The following is a 25,421-nucleotide window of genomic DNA, read 5'->3' as shown; positions in this document are numbered from 1 at the left end:
GAAATTCTCTCCCGAATCAGCAATTTCAGGAGCATTTTTTTCCGCAACACCACCAATACACCATTCTTCGCCAATTGGAGTTAAGCCGCAAGCGTGAGACAATCCACACTCTCTTATTTAACCAATGCCCAACCGACAAGACGAATCATGAGCGCCAAACTGATCAACGGAAAAGAAATTGCTGCAGCAGTCAGACAACAGGTCGCATCCGGTGTGGAAGCCCGCACCAGAAAGGGACTGAGAGCCCCGGGCCTGGCCGTGGTACTGGTGGGAAACGACCCAGCCTCTGAAATATACGTAGGTAACAAACGCAAAGCCTGTGATGCCGCCGGCATCCTCTCGCTATCCTACGACCTGCCATCAGACACTTCCCAGCAAGCCCTGGAAGCGCTGATTGATGAGCTGAACGAAAACCCGGCTGTAGATGGCATTCTGGTGCAACTTCCTCTGCCCGACCACCTGGATGCAGACCCCATTCTGCTGAAAATCCGCCCGGATAAAGATGTTGATGGCTTTCACCCATATAACATCGGCCGCCTGGTGCAGCGTAAGCCGGCCCTCAGACCCTGCACTCCCGCGGGCGTGATAACCCTGCTGGACAGCATTGACACCCCGTACAAAGGCCAGCACGCGGTCATTGTGGGCGCATCCAACATTGTGGGCCGCCCGATGACTATGGAATTACTACTCAAGGGTGCAACTATTACAGTTTGCCATCGCTTTACACCGGATCTGGAAAAATATGTACGTGATGCTGACATTCTGATTGCAGCTGTAGGCAAACCAGGGCTGATCAAGGGGGACTGGGTAAAACCGGGCGCAACGGTAATTGATGTAGGCATCAACCGCATGGAAAATGGAAAGCTACAAGGTGATGTCGACTTTGAAGCCGCCTCAGCCCGCGCTGCGTATATCACTCCCGTACCGGGAGGTGTCGGCCCCATGACCATCGCAACACTTCTGCAAAACACCCTGTACGCGGCAAACGAACTGCATAACGAATAACGCCGGAACGTTCTGGCCTCAGAACAACTGAACCACAACAAAAAACCCGCCGAAGCGGGTTTTTTGTTGTTCAGCCGCTCTTACTGGCCAAACTTCTCTTTCGCCTTCAGGCGATAAGCGTGTAGCAGTGGCTCAGTGTAACCATTCGGCTGCTCGCGACCTTTCAGAACAAGATCCATGGCAGCCTGGAAGGCTATGCTGCCTGCATAGTCCGGCGCCATGCTCCGATATTCCGGGTCGCCGGCATTTTGCTTGTCAACAACCTTCGCCATACGCTGCATGGTTTCTTCAATCTGCTCTTTTGTGCAGATACCGTGGTACAGCCAGTTAGTAAGAAGCTGTGACGATATACGCAAAGTAGCCCGGTCTTCCATCAGGCCAACATCGTTGATGTCGGGCACCTTGGAACAACCAACACCACTATCAATCCAGCGCACAACATAACCGAGGATACCCTGGGCATTATTGTCCAGTTCCTGCTGGATATCAGCCTCTGTCAGCTTGGACGGATCGTCCATTACCGGCACGGTAAGTATGTCATCAAGATTGGCACGAGGACGGCTCTCCAGAGTTTTCTGGATATCTGCCACAGACACCTGATGATAGTGAGTTGCGTGCAGGGTGGCCGCCGTAGGCGAAGGCACCCATGCAGTGCTGGCGCCAGCCCTGGGGTGACCAATTTTTTGCACAAGCATGTCTGCCATCAGATCCGGCATGGCCCACATGCCTTTACCAATCTGGGCAACGCCCCGGAAGCCGGTTTCCAGGCCAACATCCACGTTCCACTGCTCGTAGGCACCAATCCATGCAGCCTGCTTCATCTCGCCTTTGCGAATAAAAGGACCAAGCTCCATAGATGTATGTATTTCATCACCTGTGCGATCAAGGAAGCCCGTATTAATGAATACCGCACGATCCCTGGCCTCATGAATGCAGGCTTTAAGGTTAACCGTGGTGCGACGCTCTTCATCCATAATGCCGACTTTCATAGTAAAACGCGGCAGCCCCAGAGCATCCTCAACGCGACCAAAGAATTCATTGGTAAACGCTACCTCTTCAGGGCCGTGCATCTTCGGCTTCACGATGTAGACTGAGCCCGCAGTACTGTTCTGAAAACGACCGCCGCCTTTAAGGTCGTGAATAGCAATCAGGCCGGTCAGAATGCCGTCCATCAACCCTTCAGGAACCTCGGAACCATCCTTCAGCAGCACAGCAGGATTGGTCATCAGGTGACCGACGTTACGAATGAACATCAGACTACGGCCTTTCAGCTTCAGTTCGCTGCCATCGGCTGCAGTGTATACACGATCCGGATTCATTTTCCGGGTCAGGCGCTGACCACCTTTTTCGAAGCTTTCTTCCAGATCACCTTTCATCAAGCCAAGCCAGTTGCTGTAAGCCAGAGCCTTATCAGCAGCATCAACTGCGGCGACAGAATCTTCACAATCCATAATAGTTGTCAGCGCAGACTCCATCAGCACGTCTTTTACGTGTGCTCCGTCATCTTTGCCGATCGGATGGCTGGCATCGATCTGGATTTCGAAATGCATGCCATTCTTGACCAGAAGAATGCCGTTGGGAGCATCCGCAGCACCGGTATAACCAACAAACCCGGATTCATCTTTCAGGCCGGTAACGTCGCCATTCTGCATTTTGACGACCAGTTTGCCTCCGGCAACCTGATACAGGGCCGCATCTTTGTGGCTACCAGCAGCCAGCGGAGCAGAGTTGTCCAGCAGGTTACGTGCAAATTCAATAACCCTGGCGCCGCGCACAGGGTTGTAACCACGACCTTTTTCCGCACCGTTTTCTTCAGGAATGGCGTCGGTGCCATACAGTGCGTCGTACAGACTACCCCAGCGCGCATTTGCCGCATTAAGTGCGAAGCGGGCATTCATAATCGGAACCACGAGCTGAGGGCCAGCCATGGTCGCAACTTCAGGATCAACATTGACAGTAGAAATCCGGAAATCTGCCGGCTCGTCCACCAGGTATCCAATATCCTTCAGAAAGGATTTGTAGGCAGCCATGTCCAGCTTCTTGCCTTTGTGATCCCGGTTCCAGCTGTCCATTTTTTCCTGAATAGCATCACGCTTGGCGAGAAGCTCGCGGTTACGCGGTGCCAGATCGTTGACGATCTTGTCGAATTCCGCCCAGAATTTTTCGGCATCCACTCCGGTACCCGGAATTGCTTCGTTATTCACGAAGTCATACAAATTCTTTGCGACCTGAATGCCGCCGAGTTGTACGCGCTCTGTCATCGTTCTTAGCCTCAGTGGGTTAGCCCTGCCCCGAAAGCCGCTCAGCGGTCGGGCCTGGTAAAATTGGTGGCCGCATTGTACGGGAAATTCCGTATAACGTCATATACCCGAATACAACACGACCTTGGTAACAGCGTCAGCTGCGCCGCCAGCTCGTTCCTTCCCGTGAATCATCCAGTATGACGCCCTGCTCCAACAACTCTTCCCGGATGCGATCAGCGCCGGCAAAGTCTCTGGCCTTACGGGCATCAGCACGAGCCTGAATTTTGGCTTCAATATCCGCAGCGGTCAGTTCGCCGCCGGCATCTGCCTGAAAAAAAGCATCCGGATCCTGCTGTAACAGGCCGAGCACATCACCAAGCCGGATCATGACAGCCGCAGCCTTCTGCGCGTCTTCATCCCGGCCCTCACGACGGTGCTGATTGATATCGTTGGCTAATGCATGCAGTACCGAAATTGCACCTGCGCAGTTGAAGTCATCATCCATCAACTCCACAAAACGCCGGTCGTGATCCGTCTCAGGCACATCGCTGGAATTCGCTGGTTCAATACCGCGCAAAGCATGATAAAGCCTCGCCAGTGATCGCCCGGCTTCCGCAAGGTTATCTTCGGAGTAATCCACCTGGCTACGGTAGTGGCTGGAGACCAGAAAGAAACGCACCACCTCAGGCGGGTAGGTTTCAAGAATCTCCCGTATTGTGAAAAAGTTGCCCAAAGACTTGGACATCTTTTCCTTGTTCACGCGAATCGCACCCGCATGCATCCAGGTATTTACGAACCTGTGGCCTGTCGCACACTCAGACTGTGCAATTTCATTCTCGTGGTGAGGGAACAGAAGATCCGGCCCGCCACCATGAATATCGAACGTATCGCCCAGGCAATGGTTCGACATGGCGGAACATTCAATATGCCAGCCCGGGCGGCCATTCCCCCAGGGCGAAGGCCAGCTCACTTCGCCTTCACCGGCGGCCTTCCACAACGCAAAATCAGCAGGGCTGCGCTTGGCTTCCTGTACATCAATGCGCGCCCCCGCCAGCAGATCTTCCAGTTTTTTCTTGCTGAGTTTGCCGTAGTCCTTAAACGACTCAACGGAAAAATACACGTCTCCGTTACCGGCAGCGTAGGCATGCTCCGACTCAACCAGCGTATTTATCATGGCGATAATGTCAGCAATGTAATCCGTCGCCCGCGGCTCTGCACTGGGAGAAAGAACCCCAAGACGGGCCTCATCTTCATGCATGGCAGCGATCATGCGCTCTGTAAGCTCAGTATAGGGCTCACCGTTTTCCTCAGCCCGTCGGAGTATCTTGTCGTCGATATCGGTGATATTACGCACGTAAGTCACGTCGTAGCCACGATTGCGCAGGTAACGGGTTACTACATCAAACGCCACCAGTACCCGGGCGTGGCCTAGATGGCAGTAGTCGTAAACCGTCATCCCGCACACGTACATACGAACCTTTCCCGGCTCGATAGGCGTGAAGATTTCTTTCTGCTGAGTAAGCGTATTGTAAATTCTGATCAAAGCTCTGGCCTCCCGATTACTTACCCCAGGAATCCCTCAAGGTAACGGTGCGATTGAATACCGGCTTGCCGGCTGCGGCGGTCAGCTCCTGATCGCAGAAAAAATACCCTTCCCGCTCAAACTGATAAGGCAGATCGGTTTGAGGCTTCGCCAGGCTTCGCTCTACCCTCGCATCCTTGAGAACAGCAAGCGACTGAGGATTAATGTGGTCGATCAGATCGCCGTCCTTGTCGCTGTCCGGTGACTCATGGTTAAACAGGCGGTCATAGAGATTGATATCACAGCTGACACTGTCGGTCGCGGAAACCCAGTGAATAACGCCCTTGGGCTTGTAGCCTTCGGGGTTGACTCCCAGAGTGGCCGGATCATATTCACAACGGAGTTCCACAATCTCGCCACTGGCATCCCGAACAACTTCCTTGCATGTCATCACATAGCCGCCACGCAGACGAACAGCCTGGTCAGGCGCCAGACGTTTCCACTTACGTGGTACCTCTTCGATAAAATCTTCCCGATCGATATACAGGGTCTGACTCCAGGTAACTTCACGCTGGCCCATGTCAGGGTTCTGTGGATGGACCGGCAAAACCAGAGTTTCCGTTTTGTCAGCAGGGTAATTGGTAAGTGTCACTTTCAACGGGTTCATAACACACATGGCGCGGGGAGCACGGGTGTTAAGATCTTCGCGGATGGCGAATTCCAGCATGCCCATATCTACAGTGCCGCCGGCCTTGTTCACACCAATCATGTCACAGAATGCGCGCACGGATTCCGGGGTGTATCCACGGCGACGCATGCCTGAAATGGTAGGCATGCGCGGGTCATCCCAGCCATCGACCAGACGCTCGTCCACCAGCCGCTTGAGCTTGCGCTTGCTGGTAATGGTGTAATTCAGATTGAGACGGGCAAACTCGATCTGCCGCGGATGACAGGGGACGGTTATATTGTCCAGCACCCAGTCATACAGAGGGCGATGATCTTCAAACTCAAGCGTACACAGGGAGTGGGTGACCCCCTCCATGGCATCCGAGATGGGGTGAGTGAAATCGTACATCGGGTAAATGCACCATTTATTGCCCGTCTGGTGATGCTCGGCGTAACGAATACGATAAAGGATAGGGTCCCGCAGATTCATGTTAGGGGACGCCATATCGATTCTGGCCCGTAATACCATCTCACCATTTTGATACTTACCATCGCGCATATCGCGGAAAAGCTTAAGGTTTTCCTCAACAGGACGGTCACGGTAGGGGCTGTCTTTTCCCGGCTCTTTAAGATTGCCACGATATTCCGCCATCTGATCAGCGGACAGCGCACACACGTATGCCTTGCCCTTCTCGATCAACTCTTCTGCAAAGTAATAGATGACATCAAAATAATCGGAGGCATAACGCACGTCTCCTGCCCAGGTATAACCCAGCCATTCGACATCCTTTTTGATGGCATCAATGTATTCCTGGCTTTCCTTCTCCGGATTGGTGTCGTCAAACCGCAGATTGCACTCACCGGAAAATGTCTCAGCTATACCAAAGTTAAGGCAGATAGATTTGGCGTGGCCGACATGCAGGTAACCATTGGGCTCAGGCGGGAAACGGGTCACCACCGGGGCAGTCTGCTCTCCTTTGGCGATGGCGTCTTCAATCAGGCTCTGAATAAAGTTATGGGCTTTCTTCGACTCGGCGCTCATACAATCTCTATTAAAAAAGTGGGTCGTAAACCGGCTATTATACTCATAAATCAGATCTGGACTCATGCATCACCGGAAACTCTTGCGTACAATAACCGCTTAACCGATTCCAACCTAACGAACAGGACCCCCTGATGATTCTGCTGACAACCAATCACGGCGACATCAAGCTCGAACTGGATTACGAAAAAGCCCCTGAAACCGCAAAAAACTTTGAACAGTATGTTCGCGACGGTTTCTACGATGGCCTTATTTTTCACAGGGTAATCAGCAACTTCATGATTCAGGGCGGCGGCTTTGAGCCAGGCATGACCGCAAGGAAAACCCGTGATCCCATTCAGAATGAGGCAGATAACGGCCTGAGCAACATGCAAGGTACTGTCGCCATGGCTCGCACCATGGATCCACACTCGGCCACAGCGCAGTTTTTCATCAATGTGGAAAACAATGGTTTTCTGGATCACACCGCCAAAAATGCTGAAGGCTGGGGCTACTGCGTGTTTGGCAAGGTTGCAGAAGGCATGGACACGGTCAACGCTATACGCGCTGTACGCACAACCATGAATGCAGGACATCAGGACGTACCCTTTGAAGACGTGGTAATTGTGAAAGCCAGTGTTATAGAGGACGGAGGCGCAGCGTGACCACGCTGTTTATTTCCGATCTTCACCTGGAAGAGTCTCGCCCCGACATTACCGGGGCGTTTCTTCGCTTTCTGGAGAAAGAAGCTCCCGGCGCAGAACAGCTGTACATCCTTGGTGATTTTTTTGAAGCCTGGATCGGTGACGATGAACGAACACCTCTGCAGGATCAGATCGCCACAGCACTGCACACACTGAGCACAAACGGCACCAGGATCTTCCTGATGCACGGCAACCGGGATTTTTTACTGGGCGAAGATTTTTGCAAGCGAGCCGGTGCTACGCTGCTGGACGATCCCACGCTGATCAATCTGTACGGCACCCCTACCCTGCTGATGCACGGCGACAGCCTTTGTACAGCTGACGTCCAGTATCAGAAGTTCCGCGCCAACATGCGTAACCCACAGACACAAAAACTGATTCTGGCCCGCCCTCTCAAAGATCGTCAGCAGATGGCCCGGCAACTCAGGGAAATGAGCATGGCGACGAATCGTGACAAAGCCGAGGACATCATGGATGTCACGCCCGGGGAAGTCGTACGTGTCATGGAAGCCAGTAATGTATCTCAACTGATTCATGGCCACACACACCGGCCCGCTGAGCATAGTCTGAAAGTAAACGGCAAAACCGCAAAACGGATTGTTCTGGGAGACTGGGATGAAAACCTGTGGTGGCTGTATGCGAAGCCCGGGCAAGAGCCCGAGCTGAAAAAGGCGCCGCTCTGACACTTCCGCCATGACCAGTGCACCTGACCAAAGCCTGTCCTTGCATACCCGCCCCGCAGATGGATATTGATCAGCACATTCTTCCGGAGCCCCGGTAAGAGTCCCCGGAAGAGTGCAGGTTCGTCAGTGCTGCAGAATCTGCTGCAGGAATTGCTGGGTGCGCGCTTCTCTGGGGTTGCTGAAAAATTCGCTGGGCGGGGCCTCTTCTACTATCTCTCCAGCATCCATGAAGATCACCCTATCTGCTACAGTCTTGGCAAATCCCATTTCATGGGTAACGCAGATCATCGTCATGCCGCTTCCAGCGAGCTCAATCATGACATCCAGCACTTCTTTTATCATTTCCGGGTCAAGCGCCGACGTAGGTTCATCAAACAACATGATTTTGGGTTTCATGCACAGAGCTCTGGCAATGGCTACCCGTTGTTGCTGACCGCCCGATAACTGACCCGGAAACTTGTTAGCCTGGTCCGGAATTTTCACCCGCTCAAGATACTCCATGGCAGATGCCTCAGCTTCCCGCCGGGGCACCTTGCGCACCCATATTGGCGACAGACAGCAGTTTTCCAGCACAGTGAGATGAGGAAACAGATTAAAGTGCTGAAACACCATTCCTACTTCCCGGCGAACGCTGTCTATGTGACGGACATCATCGGTCAGCTCAACGTCATCAACGATGATCCTGCCCTGCTGATGCTCTTCAAGGCGATTGATACAGCGGATGAACGTGGATTTCCCGGAGCCGGAAGGGCCACAGATTACAATACGCTCCCCCTGGTCAATTGCCAGATTCAGGTCTTTGAGAACATGGAAGTCGCCATACCATTTGTGCATGCCTTCCACACGAATGATGCCCGGCTTGTTCTCAGTCTGCACATTCTTGGATTCGGTGTGTTGTGTCATAGTCTCACCATCAGGTTTTGTGACCAGTATCAAGCTTTCGTTCAAGGTTCTGGCTGTATCGGGAAATACCAAAACAGAACACCCAGAAACAGAAGGCCACAAAGACATACCCCTCTATCGCAACGTTCTGCCAGGCGGGGTCCGCTATCGTTGACTGGACCGCGCCAAGAATGTCGAAAAGGCCAATAATCAACACCAGTGTGGTGTCCTTGAACAGTGATATAAATGTATTCACAATGCCGGGAATAACCAGCTTCAGCGCCTGAGGCAGAATAACCAGCCCCATCTTGCGCCAATAACCCAGGCCCAGAGCATCAGCCGCCTCATACTGCCCCCGGGGAATAGCCTGAAGGCCACCTCTTATGACTTCAGCCATATAGGCTGACTGCCACAAGGTAATGCCGATCAAAGCCCGAACCAGTTTTTCGAAGCTCACGCCATCGGGAAGAAACAAAGGCAGCATCACAGACGCCATGAACAGTACTGTAATCAACGGCACTGCCCGCCAGACTTCGATAAACACCACGCATAACCCCCGGATAATAGGCATATCCGACCTGCGCCCGAGGGCAAGCAGAACTCCGATAGGCAGAGATGCCAGTATCCCGATGTAGGCCAGGATGAGCGTGAGCATCAGGCCGCCCCACTTCGAGCTGCCCACCTCTTCAAGCCCCGGAACACCGCCCGGGATCAACACGTAGCCTATAACCGGCAGCCCCGTCATACCGAAGATTCCGAGCCATTTCCGGCCAGGGAAACGCTCGATAAACTGGGGAACAAAGGCGGCCGCCAAGAGGGCGAACATGATATCGACCCGCCACTGGAGTTCGTCCGGGTAGAATCCGTATATGAAGAAATTCAGACGCTGCTTAACGAACAGCCAGCAGGCACCTGCCCCAACACAATCGTCCGGACCATTACCCTGAAAAGTGGCGTCCAGTATCACCCAGTTCAGCAAGGGCCCTACACTGGTAACCAGCAGGTAGCCAACCACCAGAGTCAGCAGGGAGTTGTACCAGCTGGAAAACAGATGCGTCCGCATCCACTTGACTGGCCCGAGGTTTCTTTTAGGGGGTTTGATCATCGATTCAGTCATCATCGCTCCTTGATCGCAACGGCCCGGTTATACAGGTTCATGAACAGTGAAATCAGCAAGCTGATGGTGAGATAGACAGCCATTGTAATGGCCACCACCTCCACTGCCTGGCCAGTCTGATTCAACGTGGTGCCCATAAACACAGCAACCAGATCCGGGTAGCCGATAGCGGTTGCAAGTGAGGAATTCTTCACAAGGTTGAGATACTGGCTGGTCAGAGGCGGAATGATTACCCGCATGGCCTGAGGAATAACCACCAGCCTCAACGTCAGCCCGCTTGGCAGACCCAGGGCTTTGGACGCCTCAGTCTGCCCCCGGCTCACAGACAAAATGCCCGAGCGTACGATCTCCGCGATAAAGCTCGCAGTGTAGAGGGAAAGCGCAATCCACAAAGCCACAAGCTCGGGAATCAGCGTAATCCCGCCGCCGAAATTAAATCCCTTGAGCGCCGGCAAATCCCATTCCAGCGGCTGTCCTGCCACGAAAAACGCCACAAGCGGCAACAGGATAAGAATCGCAGCACTCAGCTTGAAGGTCGGCAGGATCTGCCCGGTCGCCAGCTGACGTTTCTTTGCCCATATCCGGATGCTTACAGCGGCCAGAATAGCCACCAGTGCAGCCCCCCATACCAGGCCAAAGCCGTCCTGGGTCATCGGCGCAGGCAGATACAGGCCGCGGTTATTCAAAAACAGTGCACCGCCAACCTCCACGCTTTGTCTGGGCGATGGAAGGTTACTAAGAACCGCGAAATACCAGAAAAATATCTGTAGCAGAAGGGGAATATTCCGGATGATTTCTATATACAGCAGTGCAATTTTGGCTACCAGCCAGTTGCTGGACAGACGTGCAACACCAATCACAAAACCAAGAATGGTTGCTGTAACGACACCCATGGACGACACAAGCAATGTATTGGTCAGGCCGACCCAGAAGGTTCGACCGTACGACATAGTGGCGTCGTATGGCACCAAATGCATAATGATGCCGAAGCCGGCAGATTCACCAAGGAATCCGAAACCAGTACTGATACCCCGGCTCTGCATATTGGAGAGCGTATTGTCGATCAGTACCCAGCCAACCCAGAAAACCACGGCCAGCGAAACAACCTGAAAAAATAGAGCTCGAACCCGCGGATCGTACCAGGGCTTCGGCCCTGCGGGTCTGGAATCAACGATTTGTTTTTTCATGCACTATCCCAAAAGCTTCCCTGTAAAACACAGCATCAGAGTTAACGCCGGAGGCATCACAAAAACACCTCCAGCGCAGCCTTTCAGGCGTTAGCGTACCGGCGGTGCGTAGAGAATGCCGCCATCTGTCCAGAGAGCATTGATGCCGCGCTCAAGACCAAGAGCCGTGTCAGGCCCCACATTGCGGTTGTACATTTCGGCGTAATTACCGACCTGCTTCACGATGGCATAACCAAAGTCATCCGGAAGACCAAGTTTGGCGCCCATGTCGCCGTCCGTGCCCAAAAGGCGCTGTACATTCGGGTTATCCGACTTCAGCATGTCATCAGCATTTGCCATAGTAATGCCGAGTTCCTCTGCGTTGATCTGGACGTTCAAGACCCACTTGACGATATTGAACCACTGGTCATCACCCTGACGTACAACAGGCCCAAGAGGCTCTTTTGAAATAGTGTTCGGCAGGATCTTTGCACTATCCGGGTCCGAGAGTTTGGACCGCAAAGCGGCGAGCTGGGAGCGATCAGATGTGAGAACATCACAACGGCCAGCGGCAAAGCCCTGGACTGTCTGCTCGGATGTATCAAACACAATAGGCTTGAACTCCATGCCCTTGGTCCGGAAATAGTCTGAAAGATTCAGCTCCGTGGTTGTACCCGCCTGAATACACACAGTGGCGCCATCAAGCTGCGTTGCATCGTCAACACCAATGTCCTTGTTAACAAGGAATCCCTGGCCGTCGTAATAGTTCACACCCGCGAAGTTGAGCCCGAGCGAGGTATCCCTTGTAAGAGTCCAGGTCGTGTTTCTGGACAACATGTCAATTTCGCCCGACTGCAATGCAGTGAAACGCTCTTTGGCGGTCAGTGGTGTAAATTCAACGGCCCTGGAATCGCCAAAAACGGCTGCGGCTACTGCGCGACATGTATCAACATCAATTCCCGTCCAGGCACCCTTCTCATCCGGCTGGGAAAACCCGGGAAGACCGCTGGTCACACCACATTGGAGGTGGCCTTTATCCTTTATGCTTTCCAGAGTTGTTGCGGCAAGAGCGTTTGTCGTCGTGAGCGCGCTGGCAACAAGCGTCATACCAAGGGCTAGTGATGTCATACCTTTCATTGTCGTTTCTCCGAACGTTTGCGGGTTACTTCGTAATAACTACCGGGGAATCAATCCAGCAAATTACGAGCCACGCAGGGCAAGTTATTGTTTGTTATAAATTATTTTTTCTCCCCAGGCTCCGACTGCCACTCCGGAGCCGCCTGAACAGCGATCCGGCCCCAAAATGGCACTCGTCATCGCAAACGATGCGCCATTTTGAGACAACAGGAAGGAGCCTGTTCTTACAAGGTAGATCAGAGTTCGGAAATGTATCTAATATTTAGCGGATTTTTTCTGCAGAATTGATAATTTCGTCGGGTTCCACATAGGTTTCCAGGCGTTTCAGCCAGCCCTTTAGCCACCGGGTTTTCTCAATAGGATTATCTGCGTTGTCGGCTCTTCGGGTGAGAACCTCTGCCGCAGCCAGCCGGAATCGTTCCAACGTCGTAATCTCCGGGTTGGGCTCCATAGTCAGAAGTACTTGCTGAAGTCCCCAACCCTCGCCTTTGTAACGTTCGGCACCTGAGAGGCCCTCTCCCTTGAAGTTCACGTAATCCATCAGGGCATAGGTTCCGCCTGGAGTACGGCTCAAAGCTTCCAGATCGAATTGCAATTGCTCCTGCCGGCCTTCAGGCACCGACTCAACAACCTGCCTGAGTGAGGTTCTGGCCCTTCGGACAATAAATTCTGCTTGTATGCCCTGGGTTCCCGCCAGAAATTCCCGTAATTCAGCGACCCTGACAGAGTTTTCGACAGCCTCAAAAGATTCCTTGTCTGACCAGGGGGCATCAAACGGCTCCAGCTCTCTCAACCACACCGGAATGTTTAGCTGGCGCTGTTTCATGTACTCAATGAGCGCGGGAAAACTTTCTACAAACCGTCCGTCTAGCCCTGCCGGGTACCAGATAAAATGGCCAATACCCAGAGACGGAAAGGCTTCACCATCGTTCCAGTGAACAAGGCATTGAAACTGGCCCGCACATTCGTTCTGAAATATTTTCTGGCCAACCCAGTCCAGTTGCGCTGGCTTCAGGACAAGGGAGATGTCACTGACAGTTTCTTGAGACTCTCTGGAGGTCTCGCCCGGACTGCCGGGTTCTGCTTCACTGCTGCCGGAATCGTTTCCGGAATAACACCCGGAAACCAACAGGGTACTCCCCAGAAAAATCAGCAAAAATATCCTGTAAAACAATGCATCACCTCATCAACAGTGTCGATTGTGGTTACCGACCGATCCAGCCGGGGATGTGCGCACGTTGACCCACCCGGATCGATTCAGCATTCATACGCACATCATGAGATATCATTGTCTGTTTATGATCAACAACATTCCCCACTTCAATGTGCCAAAGCGTACTTATTTTGGTCTCGGTCAAGGGCTTCCTGCTCCCTATCCTCATATGTATTTCATACCTGCCATACAAAAAACCCCCGGCGTCGGCCAGGGGAATTTGCTCACTGCATCAAAACAGGCTCACTCCTTACGTCGTAAGCTGATTCCTCAGCATATGCTTCTGCAATTTTCCGGTCGATGTCTTCGGTAAATCATCCACAAAGAGGATTTTCCTGGGCACCTTGAAGCCGGCAAGATTCGCTTTGCAATGGGCCACAATATCAGCCTCCGTCAGGCCTTCATTGCCAGGTTTCAGCGTAATAAATGCACAGGGAACTTCACCCCAGTGATCATCGGGCGCCGCCACAACAGCAGTTTCCAGTACAGCCGGATGATCATAAAGCGTACTTTCAACTTCAAGGGTCGAAATATTCTCTCCACCGGAAATTATAATGTCTTTAGAGCGATCTTTTATTTCCACATAACCATCGCTGTGCCACACCCCCAGGTCACCGGTATGAAACCATCCACCACTAAACGCTTTAGTAGTTTCTTCAGGGTTATTGAGGTAACCCTTCATCACAGAGTTACCACGGACAAACAGCTCACCAATCGTCATACCGTTTTTAGGTACGGGCTCAGAAGTTACAGGGTCGACCACCATCATGTCCGTCATGGACAATGACAGGATTCCCTGGCGAGCCATCTTTGCTGCCTTGTTTTTGGCATCCATGGACTTCCATTCATCCTGGAATTCACAAATCAGGCTGGGACCATAGGTTTCCGTCAAACCATACAGGTGAACCACCTGCACCCCCATTGCTTCCATTGCTTCAATCGTGGCAGCCGGGGGCGCCGCGCCACCGGTTGCGGCCGTGACGTGCTGACTGAATGGTTTTTTGTGCTCGTCCGGAGCATTAATCATCATGTTCAGAACAACTGGCGCGGCACAGAAATGAGTCACGCCATGCTCTGCCAGAGCTTCATATATCTCCTTCGGTTGCGGCGAGCGCAGACACACATGCGTGCCAGCGACAGCCGTGACCGCCCAGGGATAGCACCAGCCGTTACAATGGAACATCGGCAGAGTCCACAAATAGACCGCACCTGATGGCAGGCCGAAGCCAATGACGTTACTCATGGCGTTCAGATTGGCACCGCGATGGTGATACACAACGCCTTTAGGGTTGCCGGTAGTACCTGACGTATAGTTCAGGGCAATAGCCTGCCACTCATCGTCTGGCATATCCCATTGGAAATCATCATCGCCGGTGGCCAGCAGAGCGTCATAGGTCATCTTGCCAATCAGCTCACCGCCGTCGAAGTTGGGATCATCAACGTCAATGACAATAGGCCTGGCATCACAACCAACAAGGGCATCGCGGGAACGGTCGCTGTATTCTTTATCGGTAAAGAACACCTTGGCTCGCCCGTGATTGAGCATGAACGTCATGGTCTTCGAATCAAGCCGCGTGTTCTGGGCATTCAATACGGCTCCGATCATCGGAACCGCAAAATGCAACTCCAGCATTTCAGGGATGTTCGGCAACAAAGCTGCAACCGTATCCCCTTTACGAACACCGAGTTTGCGCAGAGCTGATGCCATTTTCAGACACCGTGCATAGGTTTCAGCCCAATTCCGGCGGATGCTTCCGTGGATAACTGCTGTGCGCGTTGGATGCGCCAGTGCTGTCCGCTGAATAAATGTGACCGGCGTCAGCGGCGTATAGTTCGCCTCTACCTTATCGAGCCCAAGCTCAAACATATTTTCCATTGTGTTTAACCTCATTTTTGTTCTGTCTGACAAGCTCAGCCGCCGTTAACTTCGTTCAGTTACTGTTTCAGCATCAGCTGCTGGCTCATCATCGTTATGGTGTGTCGCCACGTAGACATCTGCAAACCAGTTCTTTTCCAGGACAAGCCACAGAACCAAGCCAATACCAAGCCCCCAGGCTGCGCCTTTAACCGCGAGAACAGAACCCACAATAATTGCGACACCCCGCTCAAGATTGGTTTGGCGATCCAGCATTTCGATAGCCAGATAGCCACACAGGTAACCCTGAATCAGCAGAGTCAATGCCATACCAATATTGAGGCCTGGTTTGAACAGAGTAACCACGGGTACCAGTACTATGGCAATGGTCATGCCCCAGTAAATACTGGTTGCACCACCCCAGTAGCTATCCATGGCAGAGCGCGGGTTATTCATATAACGATTAATGACCAGAGCCTGGCCACCCGTCCAGGCAGGTCCAGACAAACTGATAAATGGTGCAAAAAGGCCGTGAATTGCATTACGAATACCTACGATAATGCTGTTACGACGCGGGCTGAAGACCAGCTTTTCATCCTTACGGACACTGTCGGCATTTTTGAACAGTGAATCCATAACCAGAATATCGCCGAATGCAATAATGTAGGCAGCCAACGCCAGCGGGATAGCATCAATAAAGTATTGCAGTGGCGGCATACCCAACCCGATCACACTGTATTCCCGAAGGATCGTACCCAGTGGTATGGAAGTGAAGCCCCACTCAATGACCGGCATCTCAACCTCACCAATAAGCAGGCCGAACACATAAGCGATCAGGAAGGGCACGGCGATGCCGTACTGAGCTACAAAGCGGAAGAAACCGTAACGCGCACGCAGCGGACCCGCCGTTTCAGAAAACAGCATGAAGAAACCGAGAACCGCACCGGTCAGAATGGTGACAGGCATGGTCCAGACACGGCCGTCAGCAGCGAACTCACCCATCACTGCAGAAATACCTGCGCCGATAAGAATGCCCGACTTGAGTGACATAGGCATCTTGCGTACCAGGGCGTCGGCACCTTTGAAGACCCCCAATCCAAGGAAAACCACAGCGACGGTTAACTGCAATGCAATGAGCGCCAGTATTCTGGCCTCCCCCTCCGGGTAGCCCATCAGGAATGCGATATAAAGAGGAATACCTGCAGTGATCCAGCCCGCAACGGTAGGATCACCAAAGTGTGTATGCACCAGGTAAAGCATGTTGTTCAGCAGCACAAAGGCAACCGCAATCTCGAAAGGAATACCCAATACGGAAGTCATAAGAGCCGTGATGCTCAAGGGAACAACGCACAGAATTGCGCCCTGCAGAATATCCGGGATTTCAATTTTGTAGTGCACGAAGGGGACGCGTAAGTGTAACGCCCCTAACGCCGACGGCTGCTCACCGCCCGTTGGTCTTTTTTTCAAGGACATTGTTTTTATTCTCCATCCAACTGAATTTAAAAATTACGAAGGGAGGAATTACCCCCAGCTCAATACTAGGTCCTGCAACTCACATAATCAATGGTTATTACTTGGTTAAACAAGTATATTTACTTGCTTATTTTGTAGGTATCACCGACATTCACTGCTGATTACCGGCGGCGAGAAGGCATCTCCAGAACGGAAAGCCCGGGCATTCTTCATAGCTAAAGCCCGCGACAGTCTCAGAAAAATCTCTATTTTCCCACTGGGCGTTCGAAGAGCGTTGCCCACAGGGTCCTCACGGAAGGCTTTCATCAGAATCTGAGGTTCTTTCGGCATCGAGTTTTCAAACCAGCCCTTCGCGTTGAAGTCCTCAAAGCTCGGTAGGTCAATGCCGCTATGACCGGCCTTTTCCCGGGTTTCATCGTAAAATACTTTTAACCACTGGCCTTCATCACGACCTTCTGTGACAGCTGCTGGTAAGCGTCCTTTTAGTCGCGTGCTCAGTTGTCATAGGCCGAACCCCTTGATTTTGTTATTTGGAAAGAACAGCATAGACCAAAACCAAGTATGTATACTTGGTTTTTTGAAACTTAATCAATTATTTTTACTCGACTAAACCGTATATCCACCTGGCCTTAGCCAAAAGCGACAAGGACCTGAGCTGGGCCGCGCAGTGAAAAAAGAGCGCCAGCCCTGTCGACCAGCACGGTTTGGGGAATACTCTGGTTTCTGAAGTACCGCGCACAGAACTGTCTGCGCCAGCTTGAGCTGGTATCAGGTCAGGCCGGGAATAATCGCTCGGAATGGGAATTTGACATACTCACTGCCGTGCGCAATGCTCGTCTCCCGTTAGCCTACAAATACAAAGAGGAAATCAGAAATGCCAGCTGGCGCGACCAAAGACTGGACTCTGGATCAGTTCCCGTTTCGTACATATGACAAACTACGCTACGCAGACACAGATCGGCAGGGTCATGTTAACAATGCAGTATTTTCAACCTTTCTTGAAACGGGTCGGGTTGAACTGATCTACGATTCAGAAGCACCACTTGTCACTCCCGACACCTCCTTCGTAATCGTCAACATCAACATACAGCTGCGCGCTGAAATTCACTGGCCTGGGACTGTAGATATCGGATCAGCTGTCACACGCGTCGGCAACAGCTCCATACAGCTATATCAAGGTATCTTTCAAAACGGCGTGTGCTGTGCAACCGCTGAATCAGTGATTGTTTGCATTGACAATAACACCCAGAAGCCGATTTCTTTACCCGATGCTTCCCGGCAAAACCTCTCTCACCTGAAAGCGGCAAGCGGGTTGTAAGTTACGGTTTTGCCGTACCCGGTTGCCCGATTAAATGACAACCCGGCTGTGCCCCCTGAGCAGCCGGGCTCAGGGCTTCGCAACACCCTTTACCAATCCCAGCGCTATAGCTACCTGCACCAGTTCCGCAAACGAATCCACTTTCATTTTTGCAGTCATGTTCGCCCGGTGGCCCTCAACTGTTTTCCTGTTGATGCCGAGCTCATCAGCGGCTTCCTGGTTCGAAAGCCCCTTAACGATCAGTTCCAGAACCTGGCGTTCTCTTCGTGTCAGGCTGTCGTAACGTTCCCGGATACGAGACTGTGAAAGGCGCTGAACAAATCGAGCCCGATCTTTCTCCAGGGCATCATGAACGTGGTCAATCAGTACCTGATCATCAAACGGCTTTTCGATGAACGTTACAGCGCCCTGAGTCAGGGCTGTCACAGCCATGTCCACATTGCCGTGGGCCGAAATCATGATTACCGGCAGATCAATGTTGTACTCTGACAATTTTTTCTGGGCGTTAATCCCGCTGAGCCCCGGCATCCTCACGTCCATCACAATGCAACCGCTGGAGCCTGTATCGAAACCCTCGAAAAATGCCAATGCATTCTCGTAGGTTTGAACCTTAAGGCCGACAGACTCAAGCAACCACTGCAAAGAATCTCTTACGTCCGTGTCGTCATCAATGACAAAAACTGTCTGTGCATCGTTTTTAGAAGTCATGGGTGGTCAGTCAGTAATATTTAGCGTAAATGAAAAACGAGCCCCGCCTGCAGGTATATTTTCTGCCCAGAGTTCGCCCCCAAGATTCTCTACCAATGAACGACTGATGGCCAGCCCCATTCCAAGCCCAGTGTCCTTGGTTGAGAAAAAGCGGTCAAAAAGACGGGACATGTCCGCATCCGAAATACCCTGCCCCTGATCTTCCACCTCAACCCGCAGCTGACTACTTCCACAGGGCTCAACACGGATCTGTACTGTGGCAACATCTTCATCTTCGGATGAGGCGCTGGCTTCTATGGCATTAACAATAAGGTTCAATAACACCTGCTCCAACTGAATCTTGTCCCCCCTGACTGCTGGCAGGTCGGAGGGCGGCTCAAAAGCCATGCGCACGTTATTCCGCTCCGCCATGCTTTCGCAGAAATCGACCATTTCACGAATCAATTCCGTTAAATTGAGGCTGGTAATAACCGGCTCCTGTTTACGGGTGAAGTCCATCATCCGATGGATAATCTCACCCGCCCTCAACGCTGTCCGGATACTGCGGCTGATGGGTAACTCCACGTCGCTCCATGAGAGCGTGGGCTTATGGGCAAAACGCCGCTCAATACCCCGGAGATAGTTCACCATTGCCGCCAGCGGCTGGTTCAGCTCATGGGCCAGGCTAGATGCCAGCTCACCCATAGTGACCAGGCGGCTGGCGTGGTCAATATCGGCCTGGTACTGCTTGAGCTGTTCTTCTGCGGCTTTTTTCTCAGTGAGATCATGGGCAACCAGCGAGAAGTACTCAATATCCCCGTGCAGGGAACGGTGAGCCAGAAGTTCAAGCATGACAGGTATGCGGACGGCATTCAGGCTGCGCATGGCCAGCTCTCCCCGCCAACTTCCCGTTTGTCTCGCTGCGGGAAAGCCCTCGTCCATCAATAAAGCTAAACCTTTCTCCGTCACAAACCAGGAAAGAGGAGACGCGCTGTAATCCGTATGTTCCAGCTCAAGAGCAGTTCGGGCAGCTTCGTTCAGATGTGAAACGGTAAAGTCCAGATTTGCGAAGATAACCAGATCCTGGGTACTTTCCAGCACTCGTGCCAACCGGCGGTTTGCTTTATCGGCCTTGATTCTGTGGGAAGCATCCCGGGAAACTACCAGGATCTCCCGAATACCGTTGGTCTCAGGGTCACGGATTGTCCGGCTGGTACTTTCCAGCCAGGTGTAGTGACCATCTTTGCAGCGAAATCGATAGGTATGGGTATACAGGCCCCGGTCATAATTCACTGTAGGCGCCCGCAACCGGAAATCTTCTACATCATCGGGGTGGTAGAGATCGTAAGCCGAGATACCAACAATCTCCTCGACTGTGTACCCAAGCAAATGCGTAACCGCAGGGGATACATAGATAAACCGCCAGTCTTCCGGCGTATGTCGGGAGATCATATCGGTGGATTGTTCCGCCATTTCCGCCAGCAGACGGTTACGTTCGGCGTCGTCGGTCAGAGCGGTCAGCCCTTCTTCCGGTGTGCGGTTTTTCATGACAATGGGAGTCCCGGGAGCTCGGTTGCGTTAACCAACTCTATTCTGACGGTCTCCGGGGCCCTTGACCACAGGAGCCAGGGCCCCGCGACTTACTAGCGCAGGAATTCCTTGCTGAATGCCTTGAATTGAGCCGCATCGGAACGTCGAAGCCATTCAAACCCGACCATTTCTTTAGTGACAATTCTGGCCCCCGCCTGCTCCATCCGACGCAGTGCTACTTCAGTGTCATAAGAGTTACGTGCGGAAACGGCATCCGCTACCACAAAAACCTCCAACCCTTTCTCCAGCATCCTGATCGTGGATTGCATCACACAAGCCTGCGACTCCATGCCACACAGGACAACCTGTTTGCGACCCTGAGCCTCAAATGCTTTTTCAAAGCCAGGATCGTCAATGCACGCGAAGAAGGTTTTGCCGTATATGTTAGCGGGTCCCACCAGTTCGCGCAGTCCTTCTTCCGTATGGCCCAGACCATCAGGATATTGCTCGGACCCAAGCACAGGCACATTCATCAACTCAGCCAGGCGCACCAGCCAGCTGCAGTTGTTTACCAGTTTCTCGTTTTCATGCACCCCCCCCAATAACCGGGCCTGCACATCGATCACGGCAACGATGCAATTCTCTTGATCCATTAACATAAATTTCTCCAGACTTACGCCGGACGGCGATCAACCATATTCGTAGCAACACCTTCTGCAACCACTGTGTCACCTACTTTACAGATGGTCTCCAGTTTTACCCGGCGACGCTCTGCATTGATTTCAATAACCTTGGCAGACGCAACAACTGTGTCACCAATATGAACCGGCGCTTTGAATTTGATTTGCTGGTCTATATAGATAGCACCGGGGCCTGGCAAGCGTGTACCCAGCACTGCAGAAATCAGGGCCGCGCTGAACATGCCGTGAACAATCCGCTCTTTAAAGGGCGTGGTCTTGGCATACTCGGCATTAATATGTACCGGGTTGTCATCACCGCTGATACCGGCGAACAACACCACATCTGCTTCAGTAATGGTCTTGGCGTAGAGCGCCTCCATTCCCACTTCCAGGTCTTCCAGGTAATAACCGTGTAGTTCTTGCATAGCATTTCCCTCTAGTTGATCAATACGCCGACTACATTACTGGTTTGTATCCACCAAACCAAGTACTTTTACTTGGTTTTTCCAAATTGCTCTGGTAGCCTTCTTTCATTCACAAAGACAACACCGCTTTGTACATAGGGAATCACGGTTATGCAGAGGCAACCTGTAAGCATTTTTGAAAGAGCCTTCAAGAAACTGGTTCCGGGCGGACTGGAATCCGCAGGCCGTCGCGGTTCAGACATAATGAACATTGCCGAAGACCTTCCGGAGCCTGATGTCGTTATCGTCAGAGAATGGATAGACGACTGTCTTTCCGAAAACGGCGGTCAGGTAGAAGCCCGCAAGCGGGCGGCACTTCTGGGACGCGCTTATCTGAAGCTGTCTGCTACCGGGAGAACCCGCTTCCTGGGCCTGCTTGCAGAGCACTATGGTGTAGATGAAGCCAGCGTAGAAAGTGCCATCGATCAATGGCACAACGCCAAGGCCAGCGAGAAAACCCGGGCCGCCCAGTCTTTACGCAAGGCATTGATTCCCAGCCGAACGGCCCTTCTGAAACAATTCAACGGCGTACCGTCCGGGGTCAAGTTTCTGGTGGACATGCGCGAAGAACTGCTTCGGCTTTGTAAGGATTATCCGGAACTGAAGCCACTGGAAACCGACCTCCGTGACCTGCTCGCCACCTGGTTCGACATCGGTCTGCTACAACTGGAAGAGATCAGCTGGAATTCCAGCGGCGCCATGCTTGAAAAGCTGATTGCCTATGAAGCTGTGCACGCAATCAAGAGCTGGAGCGACCTGAAGAACCGGCTTGATTTCGATCGCCGCTGTTTCGCCTTTATTCACCCGAACATGCCCGACGAGCCACTGATTTTCGTAGAAGTGGCCCTGGTTAACGGCCTGGCTGACAACGTTCAGAAGCTGCTGGACGAGCAGGCCCCGACTCAGGACATCGACAAGGCTGACACGGCAATTTTTTACTCGATTTCCAACGCCCAGCAAGGCTTGGCCGGTATCAGCTTCGGTAACTTTCTGATCAAGCAAGTGGTGAGCAAGCTGCAGGTGGAATTCCCTCAGCTGAAGCAGTTCGCCACCCTGTCACCTATTCCGGGCTTCCGTCGCTGGCTGGAAAACACGCCGGCTGATCAGTTGATCAAGATGCCTGGTGGCGAACAGTGGCTTAATTCCCCGCCACCGCGTGATCCGGTGCGGGTAAGCCAGGCTGACACCACCGGGGTCCAGCAAGAAGCCATCATGAAGCTGGCAGCAGCCTACCTGTGCTCAACTAAACCAGGTACCTCCCGCGCCAACGATCCTGTGGGGCACTTCCATCTGAGCAACGGCGCCCAGATTGCACGGCTCAACTGGATGGCAGACACAGCTGAAAAAGGGCTCAAGCAATCCGCGGGACTGATGGTCAACTACCTGTATGAGCTTCCCAAAATTGTTCAGCGCAGTAACCAGTACACCTCACAGGGAATCATTTCCCAGTCATCCAATATCAAGAAACTCTTGAAATAAACCATCCACCAAAAGGAAGGAGAACACCATGACGAATCGCATCGCAGTTGTGACCGGAGCAACCGGTGGTCTGGGTACCGCTATGTGCAAGGCGCTTGCAGCTCAGGGCCGTAAAGTGGTTGGCACCCACCTGCCCGGTGAAGACTTCACAGCCCAGGCTAATGACTGGCAGGCCACTATGCGTGAAGAAGGCATCGACGTAGCCATCTACCCGCTGGACGTCACCGACTTTGAAGGCTGCAAAGCATTCGTCGCCGCTGTTGAGCAGGATCTGGGCCCTGTCGACATTCTGGTTAACAACGCAGGCATCACCAACGATGCACCGCTGAAGAGAATGCGGCCAGAACAGTGGAACCAGGTCATCAACGTGAACCTGACCTCCATGTTCAACATGTGTCAGCAAGTGTTCGAAAACATGTGCGAGCGCGGTTTTGGCCGTATCGTGAACATTTCGTCCCTGAATGGTGAGAAGGGTCAGTTCGGCCAGTGCAACTATGCGGCCACGAAAGCCGGTATCTATGGCTTCACCAAGTCCATCGCTCAGGAAGGTGCCCGAAAAGGTGTAACCGCCAACTCGGTTTCCCCGGGCTACATCGACACACCAATGGTTCGTCAGGTACCTGAAAAAGTACTGAACAATATTGTTGCGGGCATCCCGGTTGGCCACCTTGGCAAGCCTGAAGACATCGCCAGAGCAGTAGCCTACCTGACGGCTGATGAAGCCAGCTTCGTGACCGGCACTAATATGTCGGTTAACGGCGGCCAATACATGGCCTGAGGGAGTAAATCATGACAGAGTTCAGAGCACCCACCCGTGAGATGGCGTTTACCCTGCAGCAAGTCGCCGGCTTTTCAGAAATGGCGAAAGCCTGTGGCTACGAAGATGCCTCCGAGGATGTTGTTGCAGCCATTCTTGAAGAAGCTGCCCGCTTTGCCGGTTCAGTCATCGCCCCAACCAACGTCACCGGTGACCAAACCGGTGTGCGGCTGGATTCTGACCACAAGGTGGTCACACCAGCAGGCTTCAGGGAGGCTTACCAGCAATACGCTGAAAGCGGCTGGGCCAGTCTGCAGTTTGACCCGGAGTTCGGTGGTCAGGGCCTGCCATTCTCTCTGGCCATTCCGGTTCAGGAAATGTGGCATGCCGCCAACATGGCGTGGGGGCTCTGTCCTTTGTTGTCTCAAGGCGCCGTAGAAGCACTTTCCGAGAACGCCAGCGATGTGCTGAAAGAGCAGTTGCTGCCCAAAATGATTTCCGGGCAATGGACAGGGACCATGAACCTGACCGAACCACAGTCCGGTTCAGACCTGTCAGGCATTCGCACCCAGGCCCGCCCGGATGGCGATGCTTACCGGATAAAAGGCCAAAAGATTTTCATTACCTGGGGTGAGCACGACATGGCGGAGAACATTATCCACCTTGTACTCGCTCGCTTGCCCGACGCCCCTCCCGGCGTCAAAGGTATATCACTGTTTGCGGTACCCAAATATCTGCCGGATGCCTCCGGGGAACCCGGAAAAAGAAACGATTGCCAGGCGGTCTCGCTGGAGCACAAGCTCGGCATCCACGCCAGCCCCACCTGCGTCATGAGTTATGGCGATAATGAAGGCGCCATCGGTTATCTGGTAGGCGAAGAGAATCGCGGCCTGGCCTGCATGTTCACCATGATGAACAATGCACGGCTGACTGTAGGCCTGCAGGGTGTTTCCATTTCCGAACGCGCTTACCAGCATGCGCGGGGCTATACCTTCGAGCGAACTCAAGGCACAGCCCCCGGCGAACAGGGTGTTTCCCCGATCATCAGGCACCCGGACGTGCGCCGCATGCTGATGATCATGAAAACCTTGACCGAGGCAGCCCGCGGGCTCGCCTACACAGGCTGCGTGGCCGTTGATTACGCTAACGCAGACAACCTGCCAGATGACATTAAAGACCGCTACAGGCGCCGGGCCGACCTGCTGACACCGCTGGTTAAAGGCTGGTGCACAGAAATCGCCCAGGAAGTCACTTCTCTGGGCATCCAATGTTATGGCGGCATGGGCTTTATTGAAGAGACCGGAGCAGCACAGCACTACCGTGACGCCCGCATCCTGCCGATATACGAGGGCACCAACGGCATTCAGGCCCTTGACCTGATCGGCCGGAAAACCGTTCGTGACCATGGTAAGGCGATGGCCGAGCTGATTGATGATATGCGCCCGCTCACCGGACCGCTACAAAGCAGCTCAGTGCTCACAGCAGAGCGCCAGGCCAGATTTGACCAAGGGGTCGCCTTCCTTGAAGATGCCACCAGAATGATTCTGGAGCGTGGTGATGACGACCAGTTTACTGGAGCTGTTGCCTTCGACTACCTGATGCTGAGTTCTATCGTGACTGCGGGATGGCTGATGCTGAAAGCTTCTACTGCGGCCGCGAACCAGCAGACTGACCAGAGTTCATTTGCTGCCAATAAACTGGCGACCACGAACTTTTTCATGGACCACATTCTGCCGCGCTGTTCAGCGCACCTGAGCGCGTTACGTTCAGGTGACGACGCTATCATGGCGCTGCCAGAGACAGAATTTTAATAACAGCC

At 52.9% G+C, this 25,421-nt stretch carries 21 protein-coding genes; 7 read left to right on the top strand and 14 right to left on the bottom strand.

All coding sequences use genetic code 11. From position 1 onward, the window contains the following. Positions 1–147 precede the first annotated feature (147 nt). On the top strand, positions 148–1,005 hold the full coding sequence (gene folD / locus CPA50_RS05540; protein ID WP_096781443.1) for a bifunctional methylenetetrahydrofolate dehydrogenase/methenyltetrahydrofolate cyclohydrolase FolD: 858 nt from the start codon (positions 148–150) through the stop codon (positions 1,003–1,005). A gap of 80 nt (positions 1,006–1,085) precedes the next feature. Here the strand turns inward: folD and CPA50_RS05535 are convergent, their stop codons facing one another. From CPA50_RS05535 to CPA50_RS05525, 3 genes are all read right to left on the bottom strand, one after another. Next, a complete protein-coding gene (locus tag CPA50_RS05535) occupies positions 1,086–3,266 on the bottom strand; it encodes a malate synthase G (protein WP_096781442.1) in 2,181 nt (726 codons plus the stop codon). Between the two features lie 136 nt (positions 3,267–3,402). After that, the gene (cysS, locus tag CPA50_RS05530) at positions 3,403–4,791 is read right to left on the bottom strand and encodes a cysteine--tRNA ligase (RefSeq protein WP_096781441.1); all 1,389 of its coding nucleotides are present in this window, start codon (positions 4,789–4,791) and stop codon (positions 3,403–3,405) included. Positions 4,792–4,807: 16 nt separating this feature from the next. Next, positions 4,808–6,478, bottom strand: coding sequence for a glutamine--tRNA ligase/YqeY domain fusion protein (locus CPA50_RS05525; protein WP_096781440.1), 1,671 nt, complete (start codon positions 6,476–6,478; stop codon positions 4,808–4,810). Between the two features lie 134 nt (positions 6,479–6,612). Here CPA50_RS05525 and CPA50_RS05520 point away from each other — a divergent pair, with 134 nt between their 5' ends. After that, positions 6,613–7,122 carry a peptidylprolyl isomerase gene (locus tag CPA50_RS05520; protein WP_096781439.1) on the top strand — a complete coding sequence of 170 codons (510 nt, stop codon included), beginning with the start codon at positions 6,613–6,615 and terminating at the stop codon, positions 7,120–7,122. Beyond that, on the top strand, positions 7,119–7,844 hold the full coding sequence (locus tag CPA50_RS05515) for a UDP-2,3-diacylglucosamine diphosphatase (RefSeq protein WP_096781438.1): 726 nt from the start codon (positions 7,119–7,121) through the stop codon (positions 7,842–7,844). The genes CPA50_RS05520 and CPA50_RS05515 overlap by 4 nt, the downstream gene beginning before the upstream one ends. A 123-nt stretch (positions 7,845–7,967) precedes the next feature. Here the strand turns inward: CPA50_RS05515 and CPA50_RS05510 are convergent, their stop codons facing one another. The 7 genes from CPA50_RS05510 to CPA50_RS05480 all read right to left on the bottom strand — a co-directional run bounded on the left by CPA50_RS05510 (position 7,968) and on the right by CPA50_RS05480 (position 16,687). After that, entirely contained in the window at positions 7,968–8,747 is a 780-nt protein-coding gene (locus tag CPA50_RS05510; RefSeq protein WP_096781437.1) for an amino acid ABC transporter ATP-binding protein, read from the bottom strand. Between the two features lie 10 nt (positions 8,748–8,757). After that, the gene (locus CPA50_RS05505) at positions 8,758–9,843 is read right to left on the bottom strand and encodes an amino acid ABC transporter permease (protein ID WP_096781436.1); all 1,086 of its coding nucleotides are present in this window, start codon (positions 9,841–9,843) and stop codon (positions 8,758–8,760) included. Next, the gene (locus tag CPA50_RS05500) at positions 9,843–11,030 is read right to left on the bottom strand and encodes an amino acid ABC transporter permease (RefSeq protein ID WP_096781435.1); all 1,188 of its coding nucleotides are present in this window, start codon (positions 11,028–11,030) and stop codon (positions 9,843–9,845) included. Before CPA50_RS05500 ends, CPA50_RS05505 begins: the two co-directional genes overlap by 1 nt. Before the next feature lie 90 nt (positions 11,031–11,120). After that, positions 11,121–12,146, bottom strand: a complete 1,026-nt coding sequence (locus CPA50_RS05495) for an amino acid ABC transporter substrate-binding protein (protein ID WP_096781434.1) — start codon at positions 12,144–12,146, stop codon at positions 11,121–11,123. A gap of 262 nt (positions 12,147–12,408) precedes the next feature. Beyond that, on the bottom strand, positions 12,409–13,302 hold the full coding sequence (locus CPA50_RS05490) for a hypothetical protein (protein WP_227519495.1): 894 nt from the start codon (positions 13,300–13,302) through the stop codon (positions 12,409–12,411). A gap of 307 nt (positions 13,303–13,609) precedes the next feature. Beyond that, entirely contained in the window at positions 13,610–15,235 is a 1,626-nt protein-coding gene (locus tag CPA50_RS05485; protein ID WP_096781432.1) for an AMP-binding protein, read from the bottom strand. 45 nt (positions 15,236–15,280) lie between these two features. After that, positions 15,281–16,687, bottom strand: coding sequence for a hypothetical protein (locus CPA50_RS05480; RefSeq protein WP_202971737.1), 1,407 nt, complete (start codon positions 16,685–16,687; stop codon positions 15,281–15,283). An 874-nt stretch (positions 16,688–17,561) separates the two neighbouring features. On the opposite strand from CPA50_RS05480, the gene CPA50_RS05470 reads away from it, so the two are divergent. Further along, positions 17,562–18,005 carry an acyl-CoA thioesterase gene (locus CPA50_RS05470; protein ID WP_096781430.1) on the top strand — a complete coding sequence of 148 codons (444 nt, stop codon included), beginning with the start codon at positions 17,562–17,564 and terminating at the stop codon, positions 18,003–18,005. Between the two features lie 69 nt (positions 18,006–18,074). Here CPA50_RS05470 and CPA50_RS05465 read toward each other — a convergent pair whose 3' ends face one another. The 4 genes from CPA50_RS05465 to CPA50_RS05450 form a co-directional block, all read right to left on the bottom strand. Next, positions 18,075–18,713, bottom strand: a complete 639-nt coding sequence (locus tag CPA50_RS05465) for a response regulator transcription factor (protein ID WP_096781429.1) — start codon at positions 18,711–18,713, stop codon at positions 18,075–18,077. Positions 18,714–18,719: 6 nt separating this feature from the next. Beyond that, positions 18,720–20,240 (bottom strand): PAS domain-containing sensor histidine kinase, encoded by a 1,521-nt coding sequence (locus tag CPA50_RS05460; protein ID WP_179397154.1) that lies wholly within the window; start codon positions 20,238–20,240, stop codon positions 18,720–18,722. A 95-nt stretch (positions 20,241–20,335) separates the two neighbouring features. After that, on the bottom strand, positions 20,336–20,881 hold the full coding sequence (locus tag CPA50_RS05455) for a hydrolase (protein ID WP_096781427.1): 546 nt from the start codon (positions 20,879–20,881) through the stop codon (positions 20,336–20,338). Positions 20,882–20,895: 14 nt separating this feature from the next. Beyond that, positions 20,896–21,327 (bottom strand): MaoC family dehydratase, encoded by a 432-nt coding sequence (locus tag CPA50_RS05450; RefSeq protein WP_096781426.1) that lies wholly within the window; start codon positions 21,325–21,327, stop codon positions 20,896–20,898. 150 nt (positions 21,328–21,477) lie between these two features. Between CPA50_RS05450 and CPA50_RS05445 the strand changes: the two genes are divergently transcribed. From CPA50_RS05445 to CPA50_RS05435, 3 genes are read left to right on the top strand one after another with little or no spacing between them, the layout of a single operon-like run. Beyond that, the gene (locus CPA50_RS05445; protein WP_096781425.1) at positions 21,478–22,845 is read left to right on the top strand and encodes a malonyl-CoA decarboxylase; all 1,368 of its coding nucleotides are present in this window, start codon (positions 21,478–21,480) and stop codon (positions 22,843–22,845) included. 28 nt (positions 22,846–22,873) lie between these two features. Beyond that, positions 22,874–23,623 carry an acetoacetyl-CoA reductase gene (gene phbB, locus CPA50_RS05440; RefSeq protein WP_096781424.1) on the top strand — a complete coding sequence of 250 codons (750 nt, stop codon included), beginning with the start codon at positions 22,874–22,876 and terminating at the stop codon, positions 23,621–23,623. An 11-nt stretch (positions 23,624–23,634) separates the two neighbouring features. After that, the gene (locus CPA50_RS05435) at positions 23,635–25,413 is read left to right on the top strand and encodes an acyl-CoA dehydrogenase (RefSeq protein ID WP_096781423.1); all 1,779 of its coding nucleotides are present in this window, start codon (positions 23,635–23,637) and stop codon (positions 25,411–25,413) included. Positions 25,414–25,421 lie beyond the last annotated feature (8 nt).

The sequence above is a fragment of the Marinobacter sp. ANT_B65 genome, from assembly GCF_002407605.1.
Lineage (GTDB): Bacteria > Pseudomonadota > Gammaproteobacteria > Pseudomonadales > Oleiphilaceae > Marinobacter.
Note: the sequence above shows the minus strand (reverse complement) of the source record. Positions and strands in the feature narration are given on the sequence as shown.